Annotated in this window: 19 protein-coding genes and 5 tRNA genes; 10 read left to right on the forward strand and 14 right to left on the reverse strand. The window is 64.1% G+C overall.

The window, feature by feature from the left end; genetic code table 11:
* The first annotated feature begins 29 nt into the window (after positions 1-29).
* Positions 30-1,313, forward strand: a complete 1,284-nt coding sequence (locus R2B70_RS04055) for a sulfurtransferase (protein ID WP_412055165.1) — start codon at positions 30-32, stop codon at positions 1,311-1,313.
* 200 nt (positions 1,314-1,513) lie between these two features.
* The gene (locus R2B70_RS04060; protein ID WP_318162705.1) at positions 1,514-1,723 is read left to right on the forward strand and encodes a YgdI/YgdR family lipoprotein; all 210 of its coding nucleotides are present in this window, start codon (positions 1,514-1,516) and stop codon (positions 1,721-1,723) included.
* A gap of 53 nt (positions 1,724-1,776) precedes the next feature.
* Here the strand turns inward: R2B70_RS04060 and R2B70_RS04065 are convergent, their stop codons facing one another.
* Both R2B70_RS04065 and R2B70_RS04070 read right to left on the reverse strand, forming a co-directional pair.
* Entirely contained in the window at positions 1,777-5,340 is a 3,564-nt protein-coding gene (locus R2B70_RS04065) for an ATP-binding cassette domain-containing protein (protein WP_318162706.1), read from the reverse strand.
* A gap of 98 nt (positions 5,341-5,438) precedes the next feature.
* Positions 5,439-6,716 (reverse strand): alpha/beta hydrolase, encoded by a 1,278-nt coding sequence (locus R2B70_RS04070; protein WP_318162707.1) that lies wholly within the window; start codon positions 6,714-6,716, stop codon positions 5,439-5,441.
* A 224-nt stretch (positions 6,717-6,940) separates the two neighbouring features.
* Here R2B70_RS04070 and R2B70_RS04075 point away from each other — a divergent pair, with 224 nt between their 5' ends.
* Together R2B70_RS04075 and R2B70_RS04080 are read left to right on the forward strand one after the other, a co-directional pair.
* A complete protein-coding gene (locus tag R2B70_RS04075) occupies positions 6,941-7,075 on the forward strand; it encodes a hypothetical protein (protein ID WP_081843827.1) in 135 nt (44 codons plus the stop codon).
* 164 nt (positions 7,076-7,239) lie between these two features.
* A complete protein-coding gene (locus R2B70_RS04080; RefSeq protein WP_042078030.1) occupies positions 7,240-7,461 on the forward strand; it encodes a hypothetical protein in 222 nt (73 codons plus the stop codon).
* A gap of 65 nt (positions 7,462-7,526) precedes the next feature.
* On the opposite strand, the gene R2B70_RS04085 is transcribed toward R2B70_RS04080, so the two are convergent.
* The 3 genes from R2B70_RS04085 to R2B70_RS04095 all read right to left on the reverse strand — a co-directional run bounded on the left by R2B70_RS04085 (position 7,527) and on the right by R2B70_RS04095 (position 10,076).
* Positions 7,527-7,602, reverse strand: a tRNA-Asn gene (locus tag R2B70_RS04085).
* A gap of 7 nt (positions 7,603-7,609) precedes the next feature.
* Positions 7,610-7,685, reverse strand: a tRNA-Phe gene (locus R2B70_RS04090).
* 177 nt (positions 7,686-7,862) lie between these two features.
* Positions 7,863-10,076: an immune inhibitor A domain-containing protein gene (locus R2B70_RS04095; RefSeq protein WP_412055157.1), complete on the reverse strand. Its 2,214-nt coding sequence runs from the start codon at positions 10,074-10,076 to the stop codon at positions 7,863-7,865.
* Between the two features lie 497 nt (positions 10,077-10,573).
* Between R2B70_RS04095 and rraB the strand changes: the two genes are divergently transcribed.
* A complete protein-coding gene (rraB, locus tag R2B70_RS04100; RefSeq protein ID WP_042078026.1) occupies positions 10,574-10,909 on the forward strand; it encodes a ribonuclease E inhibitor RraB in 336 nt (111 codons plus the stop codon).
* A gap of 76 nt (positions 10,910-10,985) precedes the next feature.
* Here the strand turns inward: rraB and R2B70_RS04105 are convergent, their stop codons facing one another.
* A complete protein-coding gene (locus R2B70_RS04105; protein WP_318162709.1) occupies positions 10,986-12,956 on the reverse strand; it encodes an EAL domain-containing protein in 1,971 nt (656 codons plus the stop codon).
* A gap of 171 nt (positions 12,957-13,127) precedes the next feature.
* Here R2B70_RS04105 and R2B70_RS04110 point away from each other — a divergent pair, with 171 nt between their 5' ends.
* The gene (locus R2B70_RS04110) at positions 13,128-13,622 is read left to right on the forward strand and encodes a hypothetical protein (RefSeq protein ID WP_042078021.1); all 495 of its coding nucleotides are present in this window, start codon (positions 13,128-13,130) and stop codon (positions 13,620-13,622) included.
* A 74-nt stretch (positions 13,623-13,696) separates the two neighbouring features.
* Here the strand turns inward: R2B70_RS04110 and R2B70_RS04115 are convergent, their stop codons facing one another.
* The 5 genes from R2B70_RS04115 to rsgA are packed head-to-tail and all read right to left on the reverse strand — an operon-like array spanning position 13,697 to position 16,542.
* The gene (locus tag R2B70_RS04115) at positions 13,697-14,098 is read right to left on the reverse strand and encodes a hypothetical protein (RefSeq protein WP_318162710.1); all 402 of its coding nucleotides are present in this window, start codon (positions 14,096-14,098) and stop codon (positions 13,697-13,699) included.
* 2 nt (positions 14,099-14,100) lie between these two features.
* Positions 14,101-14,352, reverse strand: coding sequence for a DUF2960 domain-containing protein (locus R2B70_RS04120; RefSeq protein WP_318162711.1), 252 nt, complete (start codon positions 14,350-14,352; stop codon positions 14,101-14,103).
* Positions 14,353-14,356: 4 nt separating this feature from the next.
* Positions 14,357-14,608 carry a VF530 family protein gene (locus R2B70_RS04125; RefSeq protein WP_318162712.1) on the reverse strand — a complete coding sequence of 84 codons (252 nt, stop codon included), beginning with the start codon at positions 14,606-14,608 and terminating at the stop codon, positions 14,357-14,359.
* The gene (asd, locus tag R2B70_RS04130; protein WP_318162713.1) at positions 14,605-15,477 is read right to left on the reverse strand and encodes an archaetidylserine decarboxylase; all 873 of its coding nucleotides are present in this window, start codon (positions 15,475-15,477) and stop codon (positions 14,605-14,607) included. Before asd ends, R2B70_RS04125 begins: the two co-directional genes overlap by 4 nt.
* Before the next feature lie 30 nt (positions 15,478-15,507).
* The gene (gene rsgA / locus R2B70_RS04135) at positions 15,508-16,542 is read right to left on the reverse strand and encodes a small ribosomal subunit biogenesis GTPase RsgA (RefSeq protein WP_216989663.1); all 1,035 of its coding nucleotides are present in this window, start codon (positions 16,540-16,542) and stop codon (positions 15,508-15,510) included.
* Positions 16,543-16,634: 92 nt separating this feature from the next.
* Between rsgA and orn the strand changes: the two genes are divergently transcribed.
* The 4 genes from orn to R2B70_RS04155 all read left to right on the forward strand — a co-directional run bounded on the left by orn (position 16,635) and on the right by R2B70_RS04155 (position 17,640).
* On the forward strand, positions 16,635-17,180 hold the full coding sequence (gene orn, locus R2B70_RS04140) for an oligoribonuclease (protein ID WP_216989664.1): 546 nt from the start codon (positions 16,635-16,637) through the stop codon (positions 17,178-17,180).
* Positions 17,181-17,357: 177 nt separating this feature from the next.
* A tRNA-Gly gene (locus R2B70_RS04145) sits at positions 17,358-17,433 on the forward strand.
* A gap of 24 nt (positions 17,434-17,457) precedes the next feature.
* Positions 17,458-17,533: transfer RNA gene (locus R2B70_RS04150), tRNA-Gly, on the forward strand.
* Between the two features lie 31 nt (positions 17,534-17,564).
* A tRNA-Gly gene (locus R2B70_RS04155) sits at positions 17,565-17,640 on the forward strand.
* A 667-nt stretch (positions 17,641-18,307) separates the two neighbouring features.
* On the opposite strand, the gene R2B70_RS04160 is transcribed toward R2B70_RS04155, so the two are convergent.
* The 3 genes from R2B70_RS04160 to R2B70_RS04170 form a co-directional block, all read right to left on the reverse strand.
* Positions 18,308-18,517 carry a cold-shock protein gene (locus R2B70_RS04160; RefSeq protein WP_005297820.1) on the reverse strand — a complete coding sequence of 70 codons (210 nt, stop codon included), beginning with the start codon at positions 18,515-18,517 and terminating at the stop codon, positions 18,308-18,310.
* A gap of 296 nt (positions 18,518-18,813) precedes the next feature.
* Positions 18,814-19,482, reverse strand: coding sequence for a LysM-like peptidoglycan-binding domain-containing protein (locus R2B70_RS04165; protein ID WP_318162714.1), 669 nt, complete (start codon positions 19,480-19,482; stop codon positions 18,814-18,816).
* Positions 19,483-19,581: 99 nt separating this feature from the next.
* Positions 19,582-21,684, reverse strand: a complete 2,103-nt coding sequence (locus R2B70_RS04170) for a methyl-accepting chemotaxis protein (RefSeq protein WP_318162715.1) — start codon at positions 21,682-21,684, stop codon at positions 19,582-19,584.
* Positions 21,685-21,733: the final 49 nt, after the last annotated feature.

Here is a 21,733-nt window from a genome sequence, read left to right on the forward strand (position 1 = left end):
ACTAGCATCGAGACGACATCATGAAACGAATGACAGCTGTGTGGCGGGCCGCGCTGGCGGCCTTGCTGCTCTGGTCTGCCTGGCCGGCTCTGGCCGCCGAACTGCCCCCCCTCTCCCTGGCCGATGCCAAGGCGAAGCAGGCGGTGATCCTGGATACCCGCCCCAGCTATTTCTATCAGGGCTGGCCCATGGAAGGGGAGAAGCAGGGGGGCCACGTGGTCGGCGCCGAGCTGCTCTCCGCCGAGTGGAAATACAGTGACGAGGAGTGGGCCAAGGCGCTGACCAGCAAGGGGCTGAAGGCCGATCGGCCGGTCGCCCTCTACGGCGCCCCGCGGGAAGTGGCCGAGGTGGCCCGCCTGCTGCGCCAGCATGGCATCAAGCAGCTGTTCGAGCTGCAGGGCTGGAAGGAGGCCCCCCGGGAGTACCTGGCCCGCTGGCAGCAGCTGGTCTATCCGCTCTGGCTGGCGGATCTGCAGGCCGGCAAGCCGGTCGCCGCCGCTCCCAAGGGGGACTGGAAGGTCTTCGAAGTGGACTGGGGCGCGCCCAAGGCCTACCTGCTGAGCCACATCCCGGGGGCCGGTTACATCGACACCAACCGCCTGGAGGCGGAGCCGCTCTGGAACAAGGTCTCTGACGAGGCGCTCAAGGCCCTGCTGCTGGAGAGCGGCATTCGCCACGACACCACCGTCATCCTCTACGGTCGCAACACCATGGCGGCAGCCCGGGCGGCGCACCTGATGATGTACGCGGGCGTCGAGGACGTGCGCCTGCTGGACGGCGGCCTGGACGCCTGGTTCGTGCAGCACCTGCGCACCGAGACCGGCCTGGCCAACACCTTCAAACCGGCCAAGGAGTTCGGCGTCGCCATTCCGGCCCGTCCCGAGTACTACACCACCCTGAGTCAGGCGAAAGAGCTGCTCAAGCAGCCCGACGGCGCCCTGGTCAGCGTGCGCACCTGGGACGAGTTCGTCGGCAACACCTCGGGCTACAGCTACATCAAGCCCAAGGGCGACATCCCCGGGGCCAAGTGGGGTCGTGGGGGCGTGGATGCCAACAGCATGAGCGACTTCCACAACCCGGACGGCACCATGAAGCCGGCCCGGGAGATCCTCTCCATGTGGGACGAGTGGCACATCGAGCCGACCCAGCAGGCCGCCTTCTACTGCGGCACCGGCTGGCGCGCCTCCGAGGCCTTCTTCTACGCCTGGCTGATGGACTGGAAGCGGATCAGCGTCTACGACGGCGGCTGGTACGAGTGGAGTGCCGACCCTGCCAACCCCACGGTCACCGGCGAGCGCAAGCCTGCCGAGTGATGTTTGCACCGATGGAAACCAGAGGCCGGACCCTGTCCGGCCTCTGCTCATTCAGGGGGCAGAGAGGGTGGTGATGGTGCTTGCTGTGCTGATTCTTGACCTGGATCCAATTTGGTAGCGGTTTTTGAACGGGTTGATTTCATTGAACTAATCTTCAAAAGACATCCTTGAGGTAAGGATGAATGGGGAGATTAAAGCAGATGAAAAAGCTGACGATGATCCTGGTGTGTGCCCTGGGGCTGGTGGCGTGCAGCTCCCAATACATCATGAGCACCAAGGATGGACGGATGATCGCGACCGACAGCAAGCCCAGGCTGGACGAGAGTACCGGCATGTACCGCTACTACGACGAAGAGGGGCGGGAGATGCTCATCAAGAAGGACGACATCACCCAGATCATGGAGCGCTGAGGCGCGAGGCATGGCGAGAGGGCTGCCCCTGGGCAGCCCTCTTTGTTTCGGCGCTATCTGATCAGCTCCTCCACCTGGCGGTTGACCTGGCCGGCGAACAGGCGGTGGAAGCGGGAGTCCGGGTTGGCCAGCAGGCTGACCGGGGACCCCTGCTCCACCACGGTGCCGGCCTCCATCACCACCACCTTGTCCACCGACAAGAGCGGCTCCAGGTGGTGGGCGATCACCAGGTAGCTGGCTTCCGGGCGGTAGCGATAGAGCAGCGCCGCCATCTTGCGCATGCCGCCGTGGCTGAGATCCGAGGTGGCCTCGTCCAGCACGATGAGCGGTCGGTGCGACAGCAGGATGCGGGCGATCACCAGTAGCTGGGTCTCGCCAGCGGAGAGTTGCAGCCTGTCGAGATCCTCATCCAGCCGACCGGCGCAGCGCTCGGCCAGCCCCACCCGGGCCAGGGCCTGTTCCAGCACGGCGTCGTCGTGTGTAGCCAGGGGGGCCAGGTTTGCCCTCAGGGTGCCGAAGAAGGTGAGGGGGATCTGGGAGACGGTGTCGTAGAGTGCGCGCACCGCCTCAGGCGCAAGCGCCGAGAGCGGCTGATCGCCGTAATGGATCTCCCCCTGGGAGGCCGGGTACATGGCCTGCAGCACCCCCAGCAGGGAGCTCTTGCCCGCGCCGGTGCGGCCACAGACGCCCACCTTCTCGCCGGGGGACAGCTCGAAGCTCACCCTGTGCAGCGCCCACTGGCTGGCGCCTGGGTAGCGCAGCCCCAGGTTGTCGAAGCGCACCGCCGGATGGAGGGTAGCGAGGGGCTCCCCCTCCTGGCGCTCGCTCTCTATCTCGCTGTATTCCCGCACCCGCTCCACCGCGTTCATCACCTGCTCCACCTCGGCGAAGGTGCGGATCAGGGAGTTGAGCATGGCCGAGGCGGTGAAGGCGTAGGTGATGGCCACGGCCCCCAGCAGCGGGCTGTGGCCAAAGGCCACCATCAGCGCCACGGCCCCCACCAGGGCGGCGGAGAGCAGGGTCTGGTGCATGCCGAGCCAGCGGTTGATGGAGGTGGTGGTGTACCAGCTGCGCAGGTTGTTGTCATAGTGCAGCAGCACCTGATCCAGTGCGAAGCGCTCGGCCCCGGCCAGGCGCAGGGCGGGGGCGCCGCGAATGGTCTCGCTGATGCTGATGTAGAGCGGGGAGCGCAGCACCGAGGACTGGCGCCGCAGCTTGAGCTGCACCGCTCGGTAGCGGCGCTGCAGCACGTAGAGCGCCCAGCCCACCAGGGGGGCGATGAGCAGCAGCAGGGGGATGTTGATGCCGATCACCACCACCTGCAGAGCAACCGACACCAGCATGCCGAACAGCCCCATCAGCATCGACAGCAGGATCTCCTGGGCCTCCCCGAGATCCCGATCGAAGCGGTTGAGGATGCGCCCCTGGGGCACCTTGTCGAAGAAGGCCATGGGGGCGCGGCTGATGCGCCCCAGCATGCCGTCGAACAGGGTCCAGGCCAGCTTGAGGCCGAGTTTGTAGTTGATGACCCGCACCACCATGATGCAGACCAGCGATCCAGCCCCCAGCAGCACATAGATGCCGAGCAGGGTGCTGACATCGCTCACCTCGGCCTTGCCGCCGAGCCAGAGATCCGAGGCGATGCGCAGCCCCTCCTGACCTAGCGTGAGCAGCAGGGCGATCAGGATGGCGCCGGGAGCAGCCAGGCGCTGCCACATGAAGCCGAAGAGTCCCCAGTCCACCTTGCCCTCCACCACCTTCTCCTCGCTGAACTGCTCCGCCTCCTGGGGGGCGAGCAGAGGGGCAGGCTGCGGGTGCTGGATGAGGTCCGCCAGCTGGTGGGCGTCTAGCTCCACCAGTCGGCCCTGCTCGATGCGGATCACCCGATCGCAGCGGGCCAGCACGTCGGGGTCATGGCTCACCAGCAGCCGGGTCGGCCCCGGCCTGAAGGCGAGTCCCTGCGCCAGCACCTGGGCCGCGACCACGGGGTCGAGCGCAGACAAGGGGTTGTCCAGCAGCAGGATATCGGCCCGGGCGTAGAGGGCGCGGGCCAGGGCGACCCGCTGTTGCTGACCGCCGGAGAGGCGGGTGCCGAGCTCCCCCACCAGGGTCTGATCCCCGTGGCTGAGCAGCTCGAGATCGGCGGTGAGGGAGCAGGCGCCCTGCACCCAGCGATAGCGCGCCTCATCCCAGGGCTGGCCGAACAGGATGTTGTTGCGGATGCTGTCGTTCATCAGCCAGGGCTTGTGCCCCAGGTGGGCGACCCGGCCATGGCGGCGGATGCTGCCCTCGAAGCCGTCGTCGAAGCCGGCGATGAGGTGCAGCAGGCAGCTCTTGCCCGCCCCGGTGGGGCCTGTGATCCCCACCAGCTCCCCCGGTGCGATGGCGAGACTGATCCCCTCCAGCACCGGCTTTTGCTGGTGCAGGGCGGTGATGCCATCCAGTTGCAAGGCCCCTGCCGGCAGGTTGGGGTCGTCGAGATCCCGGTGCTGCTCGGGGCTGTTGAGGAATTCGCACAGCCGGTTGAAGCCGGTGTTGAAGTTGATCAGGGTGCGGATGAGGTAAGGCAGCCGCATCATGGGGATGCGCAGCACGGTGAACAGGGCTATGGTGGTGAACACCTGGGGCAGGGTGAGGGTGTTGCCCGACATCAGGTAGGTGGTGAAGGTGGCGAGCGTCACCAGCAGCGGAGTGCCCAGCATCAGCCCTTCGTTGAGGGCATCGAGCCTGAGCACCCGGCCCAGCACCCCCAGCTCCTGCCGGCGCTTGGCGTTGGCCGCCCCGGTGAAGAAGGGGCCCAGCCCGTTCTGGCGCACCAGCCGCAGCTTCTTGATGTATTCCGCCAGGATGCCGTTGCGCTCGTCCTGCTGACGCTTGAGCTGCTGCTCCTGCTGGTTCATGCGCCGCACCACCCGGGTGGAGACGAGCAGCAGCAGGGCGAGCACCGCGAAGCCCACCAGGCCGGCGCTGCCCACCTGCCACACCAGCAGGGCTATGGTGCCCGCCAGCTGTAGTGCCATGGTGAGCGGCATGGCGGGGTCCGCAAGAATCCAAGTAATGTCCCAGACGTCCCGGTTGATGAGGTTCTGCACCCGACCACCGGCCCGGTCGTCGAAGCTCTTGCCCCCCAGCTTCATCACCTTGGCGAGCAGGGACTCCGCCAGCAGGCGGCGGATGGGGACGTGCATCTTGAGGGCCAGTTGCAGGGAGTGCTCCGCCAGCATGCCGGAGGCGAGCACGGAGGCAAACAGGGCCAGGGCCAGCAGCAGCTTGTGGCTGGTGGTGGCGTCGGTACCGAGCTGGGTCATGCCGTGGTTGAGCAGCCAGGGGCTGGCCAGGGTCGCCAGCATGCCGAACAGTTGCAGCAGGGTGAGCAGGCCAATCCGCCCCTTGTAGTGGCGCCAGATGAAGGCGGTGATGGGCCAGGGGCGTACCGGCTGGCGGGCGGTGAGCGCGAGGAAGGCGTCGGCGCGCCCGTCGCGCCTGTCCTCCGGCAGCAGGGGGTAGAGATCGTCGAGACCGACCTGGGGCTGGCTCAGCCCCTTGCGCAACAGCGGGCCCGTCCAGCGATAGAAGAGGCGACTCAGCCAGCCGGCCGAGATTTCCGGGTGATCCAATGGGTGTCCTTATTATTTTGTGTTGCTTCCATGGGCGGGGCGGCTCATGGGCCGCCCTCGATATTCTTTATTGTGGCGGGGGCGTCGCCCGCGCGGGATCAGCGATCCCGGTTCAAGCGGATGAGCCGGTCCAGGATCTGTTCGCCATCGACCCGCAGGCCGTTGTGCTCGTGCTCGTTGGTGATCCAGGCGCGGCTGTTGCCAAGCCCCCGCAAGGTGTCACGGCTGTAGTCAAACTCCACGTACATGTCCTCGGCATAGACGGCGCAGGCCACCGGCACCCGGTTGCGGGCCAGCTGCGCCGGGTCGTAGAGAGGGCCCCAGTCCGCCTTCTGGGCCAGCAGATGGGCAGCTTCCTTCAGGGGAATGAGTTCGCGGAACTGCTCGAACATCCAGGGGAAGATCATCTCGCCGGTGAAGGCGAAATCCTTGCCCGGTGCCCAGTTGAGCTCGGGGTGCTCGCCCCTGACCCGCTCGGCCGCCCAGTTGCTGGCGCTGCCTTCGCAGTAGATGGATTCGTGCAATATGGCGAACACCGGGTTGGTGTTGAACGGCTGCATGGCCTGCACCTGGTAGAGGAAGGCGGGGTTGAGCCGCTCGCCGATGAAGGCGTCCTCCAGCAGGTAGTAGAGCTCCTCGAAGGCGCCGCTGGCCCCGAGATCCAGCCCCTGCTGCTGTAGCTGCTCCACCGTCAGGCGCTGGCCGTTGGGCAGGCGCACGTCGTGGTGGTGCAGGTGGTTGGCCAGCCGGTTGGCGATGGCCTGGGCATGGGGGAAGCGGGTGAAGAAGGCGCGGTTCTTGTCCGCCACCCGCCGGTAGGTGGCGCGGTAGACCTCGTCCGCGCTGCGACCTATGGGGGCCACCCCGCCGGTGAGGTAGACCTCGTGCAGGCTGTCCGGGAACAGGGAGAGGTAGGTGAGGCTGCAAAAACCGCCGAAGCTCTGGCCGAGCAGGCTCCAGGGGCGACCCGGGCTCAGTACCTCGCGAACGTATTCGGCATCCCGCACTATGCTGTCGGCGCGAAAATGGCCGAGGTAGTGCGCCTGCTCCCGGGGGGACATCCCCGCCAGGGCCTCGGCGTGGATGGGACTGGAGTGGCCGGTGCCGCGCTGATCGAGCAGCAGCACCCGAAACTCCTGCAGGGCCCGCTTGATCCAGCCGCCGCTTGCGGTCGGGCGCGGGGCGCCGAAGCCCGGGCCCCCCTGCAGATAGAGCAGCCAGGGCAGATCAGCGTCTCGCTTGTCCTGGCGACAGAGGGTGCGACCGAACAGGGTGAGGGTCTCCTCGTCGTCCGGTCGCTGGTGGTCGAGGGGCACGGTGAAGAAGTGTGGCTCGCAATGGATGCCATCCAGCACGTAGTGCAAGGGGCTGCTCATCTGGGGTCTCCCTGGGGTGGAAATCGTCGGCTTCATCATAGCCCCGGCGCGCAGAGGGGTCACGCCGGTTTTCCTGATGGTTAACAAGATGATGGGCCGCGGTCATGGCGGGAGCGGGGAGCTGAATTATTGCGCCCGGGCGATTGACGGCGGGCGTCTCCCCGGACGAAGATGGGCCGCCTGCCGAGAAGGGCAGGGGTGCAGGAAAGGATGGAGCAGGCTCGATGAAGCCTAGATGGACAAGGTTCAGGAAGAAAAGGAAACAGACGGATCCGGAGGGGGTGTTGCAGGCGGGCTTGCTGGTTTTCAGCGCCACCTGCGGGGCCACCCTGTTGCTGGCGGCCTGCAACGGCGGCTAGCAGAATGAAGTAAAAGCCCGCTCTTGATGAGCGGGCTTTTACATGTCTGGCGCCCCGGGCACTAACCAGGACCGGCCTGAAACCCTTTGCTGGCGCGGGTTTGCGGTATTCGGAGCGCTGCTGCTATGGTCAAGTTACGACGGGATCCACAGAGGGAGGCGATCATGAATAGTCGTGAAAAAGTTCTGGCCCATTTGGCCACCGATCACCGGGTTGCAGGATTGACCGCTGGCGAGGCGCTGGCCGGCATGAATCACTCGATGAGTTCGCTCCTGCTGCAACAGGATCAGCATTTCTTCCGCCGCCATGCGGACGACCCCTGTCACGAGGTCGCGCGGGCCTGTTCGGCAGGGCATGTGTGGCACGGCGACGAGAACCGCTACTAGGATGACGCGCCCGGGGAAGGACAAGATGCAGAAAGGCCCGCTCGATTGAGCGGGCCTTTCAAATTTGGCTCCTCCGACTGGACTCGAACCAGTGACATACGGATTAACAGTCCGCCGTTCTACCGACTGAACTACGGAGGAAGAGTCTTGGTGCCCAGAGACGGAATCGAACCGCCGACACGGGGATTTTCAATCCCCTGCTCTACCGACTGAGCTATCTGGGCAACGGCGCGCATTAAACCCTTTCTGGACCGAGGTGTCAACCACGGGGTGCAGATTGCGGTGTCGTTCGCTCGATAACCGAGCAATCCCCCCTTCATCGGCACTGTTGTCCTGCCTCGCACTGCGTTGTACGGCGCCGAAAAAGGGGGCCCTGGGCCCCCTGGTCATCAGTGTCGTGCTCAGTGGCGGCTGACGATGATCCGCCCGGTGCTCATGTCACGGGCCTGACCGGTGACGCCGATCTTGAGCCCGTATTCGGGCAGCAGGCGACCGGCATCCGGGATCTCCTTGCTCTGGTAACTGCGGGAATCCTTGAACACCCGGTTCGGGGTGATCCAGAAGTCGCGCAGCAGGGAGCCGCTCGGGTGTTTCAGGTTGAGCGGCTGCTGGAAGCCCAGGCTGAAGGTGGCGTCGTGGATCTGGTAGCGGGTGCCGGCCACGGCGCCATCGCTCCACTTGAGGGTGCGCTGATCCGCATCCACCACCCCGAGGAAGCCCTCACCCGGGTGGACACCCACCCAGTTGTTGACCTGGCTGTTGTCCACGTACCAGAGCAGCATGCCCGGCTCGTAGCGCATCAGCTGGTCGGCCACGTTGATGTGGGCCAGCCCCTTGTCCACCCCTGCGTGGTTGCGCCACTCGGCCAGGTAGTAGTGATCCTTGGCCTCGTTGCCGTTGCTCTTCACAAAGCCGGCCAGGGTGAAGGGGGAGCTGCCCTCGGCCCCGTCGCTCAGCAGGGTGTCGCCATCGGCGAGGATCTGCAGCTCGTCCACGAACAGCCCGTTCTCGGCCACGCCGCCGTCGCTCAGGTATTGCAGGGTCAGAGTGACCTGCTGACCGGCCCAGGGGGTGAGATCGAACTCGGCATCGGTCCAGCCGTTGGAGTTGCCGGTGATGCCGACCCCGAAGCCGACGCCGTTGGGATCGTCGCTGGTGGTCAGGTTGCCCGCGATGGGCTGGCCGTTGACCAGCACCCTGGCGTAATCGTACCCCTCTTCAATCTGATACCAGGCCTTGAAGCCAAGGCTGGCGCTCTGTTTGCCGCTCAGATCCAGCTTGAGGCTCATGCGGTTGTCGAGGTTGTTGCCCTTGCCGCCGTGGTACTGGTACTGGCCGGCGTAGGGCGGGTTGAGCGGGATCTGCTTGGCCGGCAGGTTGATGCGCACCACGTCGTCGTTGCGCCCCTTGTCGTTGGCCTGATCCAGCATGTAGACGTTGCCGCGGGGGCTGAGATCGGCGAGCTGCACATTGCTGCCGTGCAGCCAGTTGCCGCCGAGGGAGGCCTGCAGGAACTCCTTGGCCCAGGCGGAGAACCCGGTCGGCTCGGTGCCGCCGATGATCCCGGCCCAGGAGCCGGACGACATGATGGACCAGGTCGCCACCGGTTCCCCCTTGCCGGTGTACTTGGTGTCGTACTCGTCCGGCAGCCCCAGATCGTGGCCATATTCGTGGGCACAGACCCCGGCCGCCGCATCGATGGGCTGGATGGTGTAGTCGTATGCGGCAAACTGGCCGCCGAAGTTCTGGCTCGGGCTGCTGGTGCCGGGGATGGGGTAGGGGGCACCCAGATTCCAGCGGTGGGCCCAGATGGCGTCTTCGCCGAGATCGCCGCCCCCTGCCTCCTCGCCGATGCTGGAGTGGAAGATCATCAGGTGGTCGATGAGGCCGTCCGGCTCGTTGCGGTTGCCGTTGCCGTTGAGATCGTAGCGATCCTCCTGGTCAAACTGCGCCAGATCGATGGCAGGGTCTCCTGCCACCTGGATCAGTGCCTCCTTCACCAGCTCCCGGATGGTCTCCGGGGTGGCGTTGGCACCGTAGTAGGCGGCGTTCCTGTCGGCGGTATACCAGCCCGCCACCTGACCGCGCACGCTGTAGCTCTGGCCGGACTGCTGCTCGTAGAACTGGCGCATGGAGATGAACCGCTCGCCGTTCGGGCCCGCATAGCCCTTGGACGAGAACAGCAGATCGTTGTAGTGCGCCGGGGTGTAATCCGGGTAGTACATCTTGGTGAGCTCGGGGCGCACGCTGTTCTTCGGGTAGTCGGGGAAGTCCACCAGGATGGCGAGGATCTTGTCCTTGCGCATCTGGCCCCGGTAGTGCTCTTTCTCGATGGCCTTGAGCAGCAAAGTGGGCACCCGATCGCCGGGACGGGCGGTGCCGTTGAGGCGGATCTTCTTGAGGATGGTCTCGCGCAACTTGCCCTCTTTCACCGCCAGGGTGCCGCCATTGCCCTGATAGGCCCGCGATTTCTCGCGGTAGTAGCGGGCGAGGGCCGCCTGCTCCTGCTCGGGGGAGGCCAGGGTGGGGATGCGACCGCTTTTTTTAAGCATCTCCAGCACCTTCACCTCGTCGGCCAGGGGGGCATCGAACGGACCGTGGACCGGGGCGGCCATGGCCTGGTTTCCAATCATAAGGGTTGAGCCGACAAGCAGGCTCATTATTGTTTTTTTAGGCATTATCTATGTGCTCCTTCACATGATCAGAAAGGAGCCTGGCGGGCTCCTTTTCCGGGCGGGTGATGATTCACCCGCGTCCCTTGATACCGCCAGGCGGCCCATTTGTCATCCGGGGTGGCGGTGGAGGGAAACCCTGGCTGTCGTGAAGAGGGCAGGGGAATGACCAGGTAAAGTCATAGCGGCAAGGATGTATCCATCGGAATCCAACCTTGGGGTGGAGCATTGCACTGATTTTCCCCTTTTGGGGGGGGACCACCATCTGGGAGGAGAGGAGTCCGGCAGTTATCTTCTCCCACCGATTGAGCCAGCAGCACTCTGCGGGTATGCTTTGCCGCAATCATCCCCCCCGAGACCCGGGACGGCGCCGTCCGGTGCACCCGCCAGTCGGGGCTGACCTCCATCCAACACCGCCTGGGGTTTATATGAATACCAATATGCAAGAGTGGCGCGAAGAGACCGCCGCCATCGTCAACGAATTGCTGGCCGATGGCAGCAATCCGGATCTGGAGTATGAGATTGAGCATCACTTTGCCTGCCAGAAGTTCGATCTGCTGGAGAAGGCGGCGGTGGATCTGTTCAAGGCCGGGTTCGAGGTGACCGACGCCGAGGAGATGGAGCTGGACGACGGCGCCACCATCTTCTGCTTCGACGCCACCGTGGAGTGCAAGCTGGATGTGGAGACCATAGTCGCCGACATCGAGAAGATGCTGCCTATCCTCGAGAAGTACGGTGTGGATTACGACGGCTGGGGCACCTACTTCCAGGAGTAAGGGCGCCGGGTGCGCCTGTGCACCCTCAGCAAACACGACAAGGCCACCTCAGGGTGGCCTTGTCGTTGGTGGCGCATCAGGCCGGCAGCTGGTAGTTGCGGGCGAAGTCCGCGGGGGGAAGGGGGCGGCTGAACAGGTAGCCCTGCAGCCGATCGCAGCCGGCCTGCGCCAGCCAGGCCTGTTGCTCCGCCGTCTCCACCCCTTCGGCGGTGATTTTGATGCCAAGCTCGTGGCCCAGACCGATGACGGAGCGCACTATGGCGGTGGTGGCCTGGTTGGTGGCCAGCCCCTGGGTGAAGCTTCTGTCCAGCTTGAGGGTCGCCACCTGCAGCCTGGGCAGGTAGGCCAGGGAGCAGTAGCCGGTGCCGAAGTCATCGATGGCGAGCTGGAAACCCGCCTCGATCAGGCTGGCCAGGTTGCTCTCGATTTCGTCGGCGTTTTCCATCAGCACCCCTTCGGTGATCTCAAGCTCCAGCTGCCAGGGGGCGAGGCCGTGGCGTTCGATGCAGGCGAAGATCTGAGGGCAGAGCTCGGGGTCGCGGAACTGCAGCGGCGACAGGTTGATGGAGAGCACCAGATCCGGCGCCGCCACCTGCCAGCGGGCGAGCTGGGCACAGCCCAGCTCCAGCATCAGCTGGCCGAGCTGGCCGATGAGCCCAAGCTCCTCCGCCAGCGGGATGAACTCGTCCGGGGAGATCATGCCGAACTCCGGATGGGGCCAGCGGCAGAGCAGTTCGGCCCCGTGCAGCCGGTTGCTGTGGGTGCAGATGATGGGCTGGTAGACGGCGGTCAGCTCGGCGGACTTGATGGCGAGCGGCAGCTGGACGGCGATGAGCTGGCGGCGTTTGAGCTTGGCATCCAGCTCGGGGTCGAACAGGGTGCAGTGTTGCTGTTGGCGCTTGCCCTGGGCCAGGGCAGCCTCCGCGTGGCTCAGCAGCCGCTCCGCATCCTTGGCCTTGCCATGGGCGATGCCGAGGAAGACCGGGATCTGGATCCTGTGCTCCTCCACCTGGTAGGGGATCATCAGCTCCTGTTGCAGATTGCGGCTCCACTCGTCCAGGGAGATGGGGAGCTCGGGCAGCAGCAGGGCGAAATCGTCGGCGGCCACCCGGCAGAGCAGGGACTGGGGCGGTGCCAGCCGTTGTAGGCGGCGGGCGACCTGGCTCAGCAGGCGGTCGGCGATGCGGATGCCGAAGCGATCGTTGATCTCGCGAAAGTGCTGCAGGTCGACCAGCAGCAGGCTGGCCTTGCGGGCGCCGAGATGGCGGCTGGTCTGCAGGAAGTGGGAGAGCTTGAGCAGGCCGGTCAGGCTGTCGTAGTGCTGCTCCTGTTGCAACTGGGCCTGGGTGGTGCGCAGCCCGGTGATGTCGCGGCTCAGGGTGAGGATGCCGAGGGAGTTGCCCTCGTCGTCCGGTACCTCGACCCGGGTGACCTCCAGGTGGCGGCCCTGACCCTGGGCATCCACCACGCAGTATTCCCCCTGCCCCAGTGTCTGTTCGACGGGCAGACGGGGCGGCACACGCCGACCCAGGGCCTCGCTGGCGGCGAGCCCCATGAAGTCGAGAAAGGCCTGGTTGCAGTCGATGAGCACGCCCTGGTGATCCTCGAGGCGAATGAGGTCCGGAATGGCGTCCAGCAGGCGGCGCTGCAGCAGCTGCTGCTGACGATAGGTCTGCTCCAGCTCCTTGCGCTGGTCGATGGCGCTGATCATGGCAAACAGGGCGATGGGCTCGCCCTGTTTGCCATAGAGGGGGACCTTGTGGATCTCCATCCAGCCGGTGGCGGCACCGTTGTGGCAATGGAGCTGCTGATGCAGCAGGGGCTTGCCCTCGGCCAGCAGGTGATCGTCCTCCTCGCGGAACACATCCCCCCAGGGCATCTCGGCATCGCACTTGCCAATGACCTCATCCGGGTGCTGCAGCCCGGCCTCCCTCGCGAAGACCTTGTTGGCAAACAGGTACCGTCCGTTTGTATCCCGGCAGAAGATATTCATGGGTAACTGGTCGATGATCTGCTGCAGCAGCGCCAGGGAGAGCGAAGAATTCACGGGAGCACTCACGGGGGAGACTTCGAGCAAATCTATGATAACAGGCAAGTTTTGTAAAGCACGGGTTAAGAGTCTGCCATTTATGCGGATCCCTGCTGACAGTCTGTGTCGCGATCGCCATAATAGCCGCCGGTTGGCCTATGGCCGGATTATATGGATGAGAGAAGCAGCATGAAAAAGATAGTGGGAGTAGCACTGGCCCTGCTGATGGTGGGTTGTGCCAGCGACAACAACGGTGGCGAGCAGTACCGCTATACCCCGCCGGTAGCCAAGGCGACCAACAACACCCAGGAGATGGCGATCCCGGTGGATCTGGTGTGGGCCCGTGCCGAGAAGTGGTTTGGCGATCACGGCCTGAACATCGAGAACAGCCAGCGGGGCTCCGGCCTGATGACCGCCAACGTCGAGAACTCGGCCGAGGGGCTGGAGTGGCTGGATTGCGGCACCATGGGGTCCAAGGTCGCACTGGGCAACCCGAACCTGCAGATCAACCTGATCATCACCCAGAGCGGCAACAACAGCGTGGCGACCGTCAACGTCAAGGGCAACACCCAGCTCTACTTCGTCGAGTCCTCCGGCGAGCGCGTACTGGCCCCCTCCATCACCCCGGTGTGTGTCTCTCGCGGCAGCCTGGAGCAGAGCCTGTTCGCCACCCTCGGCAACTGAGCAGGCCCCAAAGAAAAACCCCGTTGCCTACAACGGGGTTTTTTTGTGTCTGTCGCTTGCCGCGGGAGTTGCACTCAGAGTGCGCTGTCACCGTGAAACAGCGCCCGCTCGCCGGACTTGAGCACATAGCCCTTCCAGGGATAGAGCTGATAGGCGCCGCCCTGCCAGGACCAGCCACCCTCTTCCCCCTGACGGATCAGGCGAACCCGCTCGCCGCTCGGCAGGGTCAGCTCGGCCTGGCTCCGATCGTCGTTGAACAGCACGAAGGCGCTGCCGGTTTCGCCCGCCTCCAGAGATTGCAGCCGCACCGCCTGCTCGAACAGCCGCACGCACTGGCCGGTCAGCTCGGACCATTGATAGCCAGCGCTGCCGATGCAACCGTGCTCGTCGCGGTCAGCCCCCACCATCTGGGCCTGCTGCGTGCCGTTGCAGGCGGCCAGCAGCAGGGAGGCGGCCATCAGAGTCAGGGTGCGCATGCTTACTCCTTGGGAGCCCGTTCGATGACGATGCTGGCGAACCCCAGCTCCTTGAAGTAGTTCTCCCTGTAGTCCTTCACGCTCTTCTTGTCGCGCCGGCACACCTGGGCCAGCTGCTCCTCCATGGCGTGGAAGCGGGTGAGATCGATGCCCTCGGCGGCGGCCACGGCATCGTAGATGCTGTTGAACTTGTCGTTGGCGTAGCCGATCTCTTTGGCCTGCTTCTTGTAGGTGTAGGTAATCTTGAACGCCATGGCGTTATTCCTTCGATGTGGCTTGCTTGCGCTGGACGTAGAGGTAGAGGCTCTCGACCTTCTCCCGCGCCCAGGGGGTCTTGCGCAAAAACTTCAGGCTGGACTTGATGCTGGGGTCCTGGGTGAAGCAGCGGATGGCGATCTCCTGCCCCAATCTTTCCCAGCCATAGTGGGCCACCAATGCGGTGACAATCGCCTCCAGGGTCAGCCCGTGCAGCGGGTTGTTCTTCTGGGGAGTGGGCGACTGTTCGCTCATGCCTGCGCCGCCAGGGTGGCAAAGGGCTGACCCATGCGGGTGGTGACCCCGTTGGCCAGGTGCGGTTCGAAACCGGCCAGCATGCCCGGGCCAAACAGGCAGACGACGGTGCTGCCGAGTTTGAACAGGCCCATCTCGGCGCCTTTTTGCAGGGTGATGGCTTCATCGCCGCTGTAGTCCCAGCGTACCACTTCCTTTTGCTTGGTCGGCGCGATATTGCCGGCCCAGATGGTCTCGATGCTGGCGACTATGGTGGCGCCGACCAGCACCAGCGCCATGGGGCCGTGGGGGGTGCGGAAGGTGGCCACCACCCGCTCGTTGCGGGCGAACAGGTTCGGCACGTTCTCGGCGGTGAGCGGGTTGACGGAGAAGAGATCGCCGGGTACGAACACCATGCTCTCCAGCACGCCGTCCAGCGGCATGTGGATGCGGTGGTAATCCTTGGGTGCCAGATAGATGGTGGCAAAGTCGCCATCCTTGAACGGCGCCACCAGATCCTCATAGCCGCCCAGCAGTTCACGGGCGCTGTAGTCGTGGCCCTTGGCCTGGATGATGCGGCCCTGGCTGATGGGACCGAGCTGGCTGACGGTGCCGTCCACCGGCAGCGCCAGGGTCATGGCGTCCTCAACCACGGGGCGGATGCCGGGCTTGAGCTCGCGGGTGAAGAAGGCGTTGAAGCTCTTGTAGTGGGCCGGGCTCTCGTGCAGCGCCTCGCTCATGTCGACGCCGTATTGCTTGATAAAGGCCTCGATCACCTTGGTGGTGAGGTTGCCGGCCTCGGCGGCGGCCAGCTTGCCCACCAGGCGGGAGAGGGCGTGTTTGGGCAGACAGTATTGACCGGCAATTTTCAGGTTGTCAGTGATGCTCATGATCTTCATCTAAGGAATGAGTTGAATGGGTCACAGCCGCGCCTGTTGGCGACCGTGGCGGGCTTCCTGCATGGTTTCCAGGATGCGGTGATAGTTGCGGAAGCGATCGGCGCTGATGGCGCCGCGTTCGACCGCCGTGCGCAGGGCGCAGCCGGGATCGTCCTTGTGGGTGCAGTCGCGGAACTTGCAGCCGCCCAGGTAGTCGCGGAACTCGACGAAACACCAGGTGATGCGATCGGCTTCCAGGTGCCAGAGGGCGAATTCGCGGATCCCGGGGGAGTCGATGAGGTCGCCGCCGCTCGGGAAGTGGTAGAGCCGCGCCGTGGTGGTGGTGTGCTGGCCGAGTCCCGAGTTTTCGGAGATCTCGCCGGTGAGCACGTCCAGCCCCGGCATCAGGGCGTTGGTGAGGGACGACTTGCCCACCCCGGACTGACCGACGAAGATGCTGATCTTGCCGGTGAGGGCGGCTTTCAGCTCGTCCAGCCCCTCGCCGCTCTCGCAGCTCACCAGCAGCACCTCGTAGCCGAGCTTGCGGTAGGTCTCGAGCTGGCGCTCGACCTGCGCGCGGGCGGCCTCGTCCAGCATGTCCACCTTGTTCAGCACGATGAGGGGCGCTATCTCCACGTCTTCCGCCGCCACCAGATAGCGGTCGACGATGTTGGTGGAGAACTCCGGCATCACCGCGGAGACGATGATGATCTGGTCGATGTTGGCGGCGATGGGCTTGACCCCGTCGTAGAAGTCCGGCCGGGTCAGTACCGAGTGGCGCGGGTGCACCGCCTCGATGACGCCTGCGGTGGCGGCATTGAGGCCGGGACGCCAGACCACCTTGTCGCCGCACACCAGGCTGCTGATGCTGCTACGCCGCAGGTTGCTGCGGTGGATGGTGCCGTCGCTCGCCTCCACGTCCGCATGCTGGCCGAAGCGGCTGATCACCACCCCTTCGATGGCGGGTCCGAACAGGGTGTCATCCACCACTGTCGTGTGCTCTTTTTGCAGCCGCCGATCGCGGTTGGCCTGGACGCGCCTTTGTTGACCCAGATTGAGTTTTGCTTTCTTTGCCACGGGGTTTGCCGGTTTATGAACAGATCCAAAGCCAGTATGATACATGCAAATTGGCAAAATTCCGCCATTCCTCCCAACTGAAGAGAGCAATCATGACAGTCAGCGCGCAGAACCTGGTATGGATCGACATGGAGATGACGGGTCTGGACCCCGAACAGAACGTGGTACTGGAGATCGCCACCATAGTCACCGACAAGGACCTGAACGTGCTGGCCGAGGGGCCTGTCATCGCCATCCACCAGAGCGACGCAGAGCTGGCCAAGATGGACGACTGGAACGTCAACACCCATACCAACAGCGGCCTGGTGGCCCGGGTCAAGGCGAGTGAATACGACGAGGCCAGGGCGATCGCCGAAACGCTGGCGTTTATCCGGGAGTGGGTGCCCGAGCGCACCAGCCCGCTGTGCGGCAACAGCATAGGCCAGGATCGCCGCTTCATGGTCAAGCACATGGCGGAGCTGGAAGCCTTCTTCCACTATCGCAACGTGGACGTCAGCACCATCAAGGAGCTGGTGCGCCGCTGGCAGCCGGAGCTGCTGGAGCAGTTCAAGAAGAGCGGCTCTCACCAGGCCCTCGACGACATCCGCGAATCCATCGCCGAACTGCAGTTCTACCGCGCCCACGTCTTCAAAATCTGAGTGACAGGCAAGGGGTTGCCGTCGTCCGGTTGCTAAAATCGGCAGTTCGGCCAGCTTTTGAGCGAACGGCTGCAACCAGACAAAAAAGCCCTTGCAATTGGAATGTCTGCTCTTATAATTCGGCTCCCGTACAGTAGCGCAAGCAACCAAATGCTGTACGGTCTGTTTTCAGGTTTTGCGGGAATAGCTCAGTTGGTAGAGCACGACCTTGCCAAGGTCGGGGTCGCGAGTTCGAGTCTCGTTTCCCGCTCCAAAATGTGCAGATGATTATTCCGATGCGGGAATAGCTCAGTTGGTAGAGCACGACCTTGCCAAGGTCGGGGTCGCGAGTTCGAGTCTCGTTTCCCGCTCCAATCATCCGCCAGCCTCAAGACAATCCATGTTGCGGGAATAGCTCAGTTGGTAGAGCACGACCTTGCCAAGGTCGGGGTCGCGAGTTCGAGTCTCGTTTCCCGCTCCAATCTCTCGTCAGATCCTTCAAATTCAATCTCTCTGCGCCAAGTTCACCCATCCAGTTTCCCAAGACTATGATTGCCATACCCGGTTGGTAGAGCATGATCCGCGCTTGCCAAGGTCGGGGTCGCGAGTTCGAGTCTCGTTTCCAGCTCCAATCTCTCGTCAAATCCTTCAAATCCAATCTCTCTGCGCCAAGTTCACGCATCCAGTTTCCCAAGACAATGCTTGCCATACCCGGTCGGTAGAGCATGATCCGCGCTTGCCAAGGTCGGGGTCGCGAGTTCGAGTCTCGTTTCCCGCTCCAATCTCTCGTCAAATCCTTCAAATCCAATCTCTCTGCGCCAAGTTCGCGCATCCAGTTTCCCAAGACAATGCTTGCCATACCCGGTTGGTAGAGCATGATCTGCGCTTGCCAAGGCTGGGGTCGCGAGTTCGAGTCTCCGTTTCTCGCTCCAATCTCTCCTCGAAGCTCTCATCATCCGTTCGCATTGCCCACCACATCGCGCCGTTATGCTTTGCCGGATCCGGCTTTCGGCCAGCTCTGCGCTCACTTTTTCGTGCAAGCAAGTGCTAAGTGGCTGATGGCGGCAGCGGTTCGTGCGGGGAGGGGAAATGACGGACAAAAAAATAGGAGGGGCAAGGGCTCCTCCTACAGACTCACTGGTGCCGGCTCAGATAACGGTGACGTTCTCGGCCTGAGGGCCTTTCTTGCCCTGGGTCACAGTGAACTGGACTTTTTGACCTTCAGCCAGGGTCTTGAAGCCTGCACTCTGGATGGAGGAGAAGTGAACGAAAACGTCCGGTCCCTGGGATTGCTCGATGAAGCCAAAACCCTTGGTTTCGTTGAACCATTTTACTTGGCCGGTGCGAATGTCAGACATGTGGTAAGTCCTATCTATAACAAAATGAAACTAAGCCTCGTTAGGCTGCATTTGCCTGGAAGCCAGGGGTTGAAGCATGACTGACCACGTCTCTTTGTCCCAGTAGCATGTAGCACAATCCCTGTCTAAAGCCTGACCGATTGTACTGGAGCCCGATCCCTTGTCAATTTGGCCCTTTTCATTTTTTGAGCAAGCTAAAAGTATTGTGAAGTCAGCGGCTTGTTTCATGCTTCACGTCAAAAAAACGGGAGGCCATGGCCTCCCGTCTGCACGATCGCACTGTGGCTGACTGTGCCTCACTCCTTGAGGGCGAACCCTTCCCCCTGGCGGTCGTAGCGATAGTTTGCCTGACCGAAAGAGCGGATCTCGACCCGCTGGATGCGGCGGTTGTCGTCCACCAGAATGAAGACCGACTTGCCGGACTGCAGCCGGGTCAGCGGACGATCAGGCCCTTCGATGGCGATGAGACGGCTGAGCTCGGCCCCCGGCAGCTCGAACTTGCGCCAGATGGAGTAGAGGGTCTCGCCCGCCTGCACCTCGTGCTGCAGCCAGGTGCCGTCCACCTTCTCCTCGACCGGCTTGGTCGCGGCTGGCGCGCTGCCGGCCGTCTCGCTGCCCACGGTCAGCGCCTGGGCCGGTACGGCGAGTGGCACAGCAAGGGAACCGGACGGAGCGGCCGCCGGTGCGCTGGGGGAAGGCTCCCAGGCCAGCACTACCAGCCAGAGCGGGATCAGCACCAGCAACCCTATGGTGTGTTTGCGGGGCAGCGGGCTTGCCAGCCTGAACGAGGCCGCCTTCGGCTCCTTGTTGCGCTGACCCAGGCCACTCATGCCCTGGCCGAGGCGCTGGCGCAGGGGCAGGGTAGCCGCGTTGATACGTTGGAGCAGGGTTCCTTGTGATTCGTCTTGGCGACGCTGCTGGGCTCGTCTGTTATGGCCACGTGGGCGACGGTCCGGGGTGGGCACGGCATTTACCTCTCACTACATTGCCTGCCATCAGGCAAATATGCCGCCTATGGTAAACGGACTCGCCCCCGAGGGGGAGAGTCCAGAGCATGAAAATTATCAGTTGAGACGGAATTGTCCCAACAACTGCTGCAAACGCTCCGCCGCCTGACGCAGGGCCTGGCTGGCGTTGGCCGTGCTGGTGGCGTCCCGGGCGATGTCGTTGGCCAGTGCGCTGGTTTTTGATAGATTGCCGGAGACGGTCTCGGAGACAGAGCTCTGCTCCTCGGCGGCGGACGCTATCTGGTAGGTCATGTCGTTGATGGTGGCGATGGCCTGGAAGATGCTGTCCAGCGCCGCCTCCGCCTGATCCGCCTCGCCCACCGCCTGATGGGTCAGCTGCTGGCTCTGCTGGATGGCATTGACCGCGTTGGCCGAGCTGTGGCGGATCTTCTCGATCAGCTCCTGGGTGTTCTGCACCGCCTGCTGGGTATTGCCCGCCAGCTTGCGCACCTCGTCCGCCACCACCGCGAAGCCGCGCCCCTGTTCGCCGGCCCGGGCCGCCTCGATGGCGGCGTTGAGGGCCAGCAGGTTGGTCTGGTCGGCGATGCCCTGGATCACGGTGAGTATGCTGGTGATCTGCTCGCTGTCGTGGGCCAGCCCCTCCACCACTTCGGCGCCCTTGCCCGCCTCGGCGGCGACCCTGTGCATGGAGTGGATCACCTGCTGGAAGCGCACCTTGCCCTGATCCGCCGCACTCTGGGCCTGCTTGGCGGAGTCGGCAGTGTTGTTGGCATGGGTGGCGACCTCCTGGCTGACGTAGGACATCTCCTGCACCGCGGTCAGCATCTGCTCCATCTCCGCCTGGTGGTGCTGCAGGTTGCCGTCGGTCTGGCCGGCGATGCGGTCGGTGTCCCCGGCGTGGCGATGTACCTCGCTGGCGGTCTTCTGCACGTCGCCGAGCAGCGCCTGCAGCTTGTCGATAAAGCGGTTGATGCCGCGGGCCAGGGCCCCCAGTTCGTCCTGGGATCGGGTCTCCAGGCGCTTGGTGAGATCCCCCTCGCCATCGGCGATGTCATCCACCAGGCTGACCATCTGGCGGATGGGGCCTGTGATGCTGCGGGCGATCACCAGCATGGTGGCGAGCGCCAGCACCAGCACCAGCAGGGCACCGATCAGCTGCTGGGTCATGGCGGCCCGGTTCATGTCGGTGAGCTGGGCTTCCAGCTCGTCGGCCCCCGCCAGCACCACCTGGTAGGGCAGGGTGACTATGATGGCCCAGTTGCGGGCCATGCCAGGCACCGCTATGGGCACCGAGATGCGAAACGCCTCGTCGAGCTCCTGGCGCTGTACCTCCGGCTTGAGGTACTGCTGCCAGCCGTCGCCCAGCACCTTGTCGGCCCGGCTGCCGAGCAGGGCGGCATCGCCGCTGGTGCCGGTGATGACACCGGCGGCGCTGACGATCAGGGTCTCCCCCTTGCCGTCATAGATGTTGCTGTTGAGGGACTTGGCCTGACGGCTGATGGAGTCCACCGCCAGATCCAGGGCGGCTATCCCCTTGAACTGGCCGTTTACCAGGATGGGGGTGGTGATGGTGCTCACCAGCACCTGCTGACCGTTGATGTCCACCTTGAAGGGGTCGATCAGGCAGGAGCGCCCCTCCCGTTGTGGGCAGGCGTAGTAGTCGTTGGCCGGATTGCCGAATTCGTCCGGGTCGCTCTTCTCGATGGAGAGCAACAGATCCGTGCCGACCTGATCCTTGTCGCGATAGAAGTAGGGGACGAAGCGCCCCTGACCGTCGCTGCCCAGCGCCGTCTGGCCGGTGAAGCTGGCGTCCTGGCCGTCGAAGCCATTGGGCTCGAAGCCCGCGAAGGCGCCATAGAGCTGGGGTTCCAGACCGAGCTGGGCCTTGAGCAGATCGGTGGCCTGCTGGCGATCCAGCGGCAGCTTGCCTTCCTGCTGCCGGGCGAAGACGCTGGCCATCTGCTGGGTGTAGGAGAGCCCCTTTTGCAGCAGTTGGGTGATGGTGGCGGCCTCGGCGCGGGCATTGGCGCTCACCTTCTGCCAGGCCTCCTGTTGCAGGGCGGCACGGCTGGAACTGATGGTGAGCTGCTGGGTCTGCCGGCCCGAGTATTGATTGAGCAGGATCAGGATGACCAGGGCCGCGGTCATGGCGATCCCGGCCAGCACCAGGATGCGATTCTGGATAGAACGAAACTGCATCTTGCGTTCCTTGTGTGGTAGAAGGTTGTCCGAAGTATCGGCAGGGCGG

Origin of the sequence: Aeromonas sp. XH, assembly GCF_033348475.1 — a bacterium.
Classification (GTDB): Bacteria; Pseudomonadota; Gammaproteobacteria; order Enterobacterales; family Aeromonadaceae; genus Aeromonas; species Aeromonas sanarellii.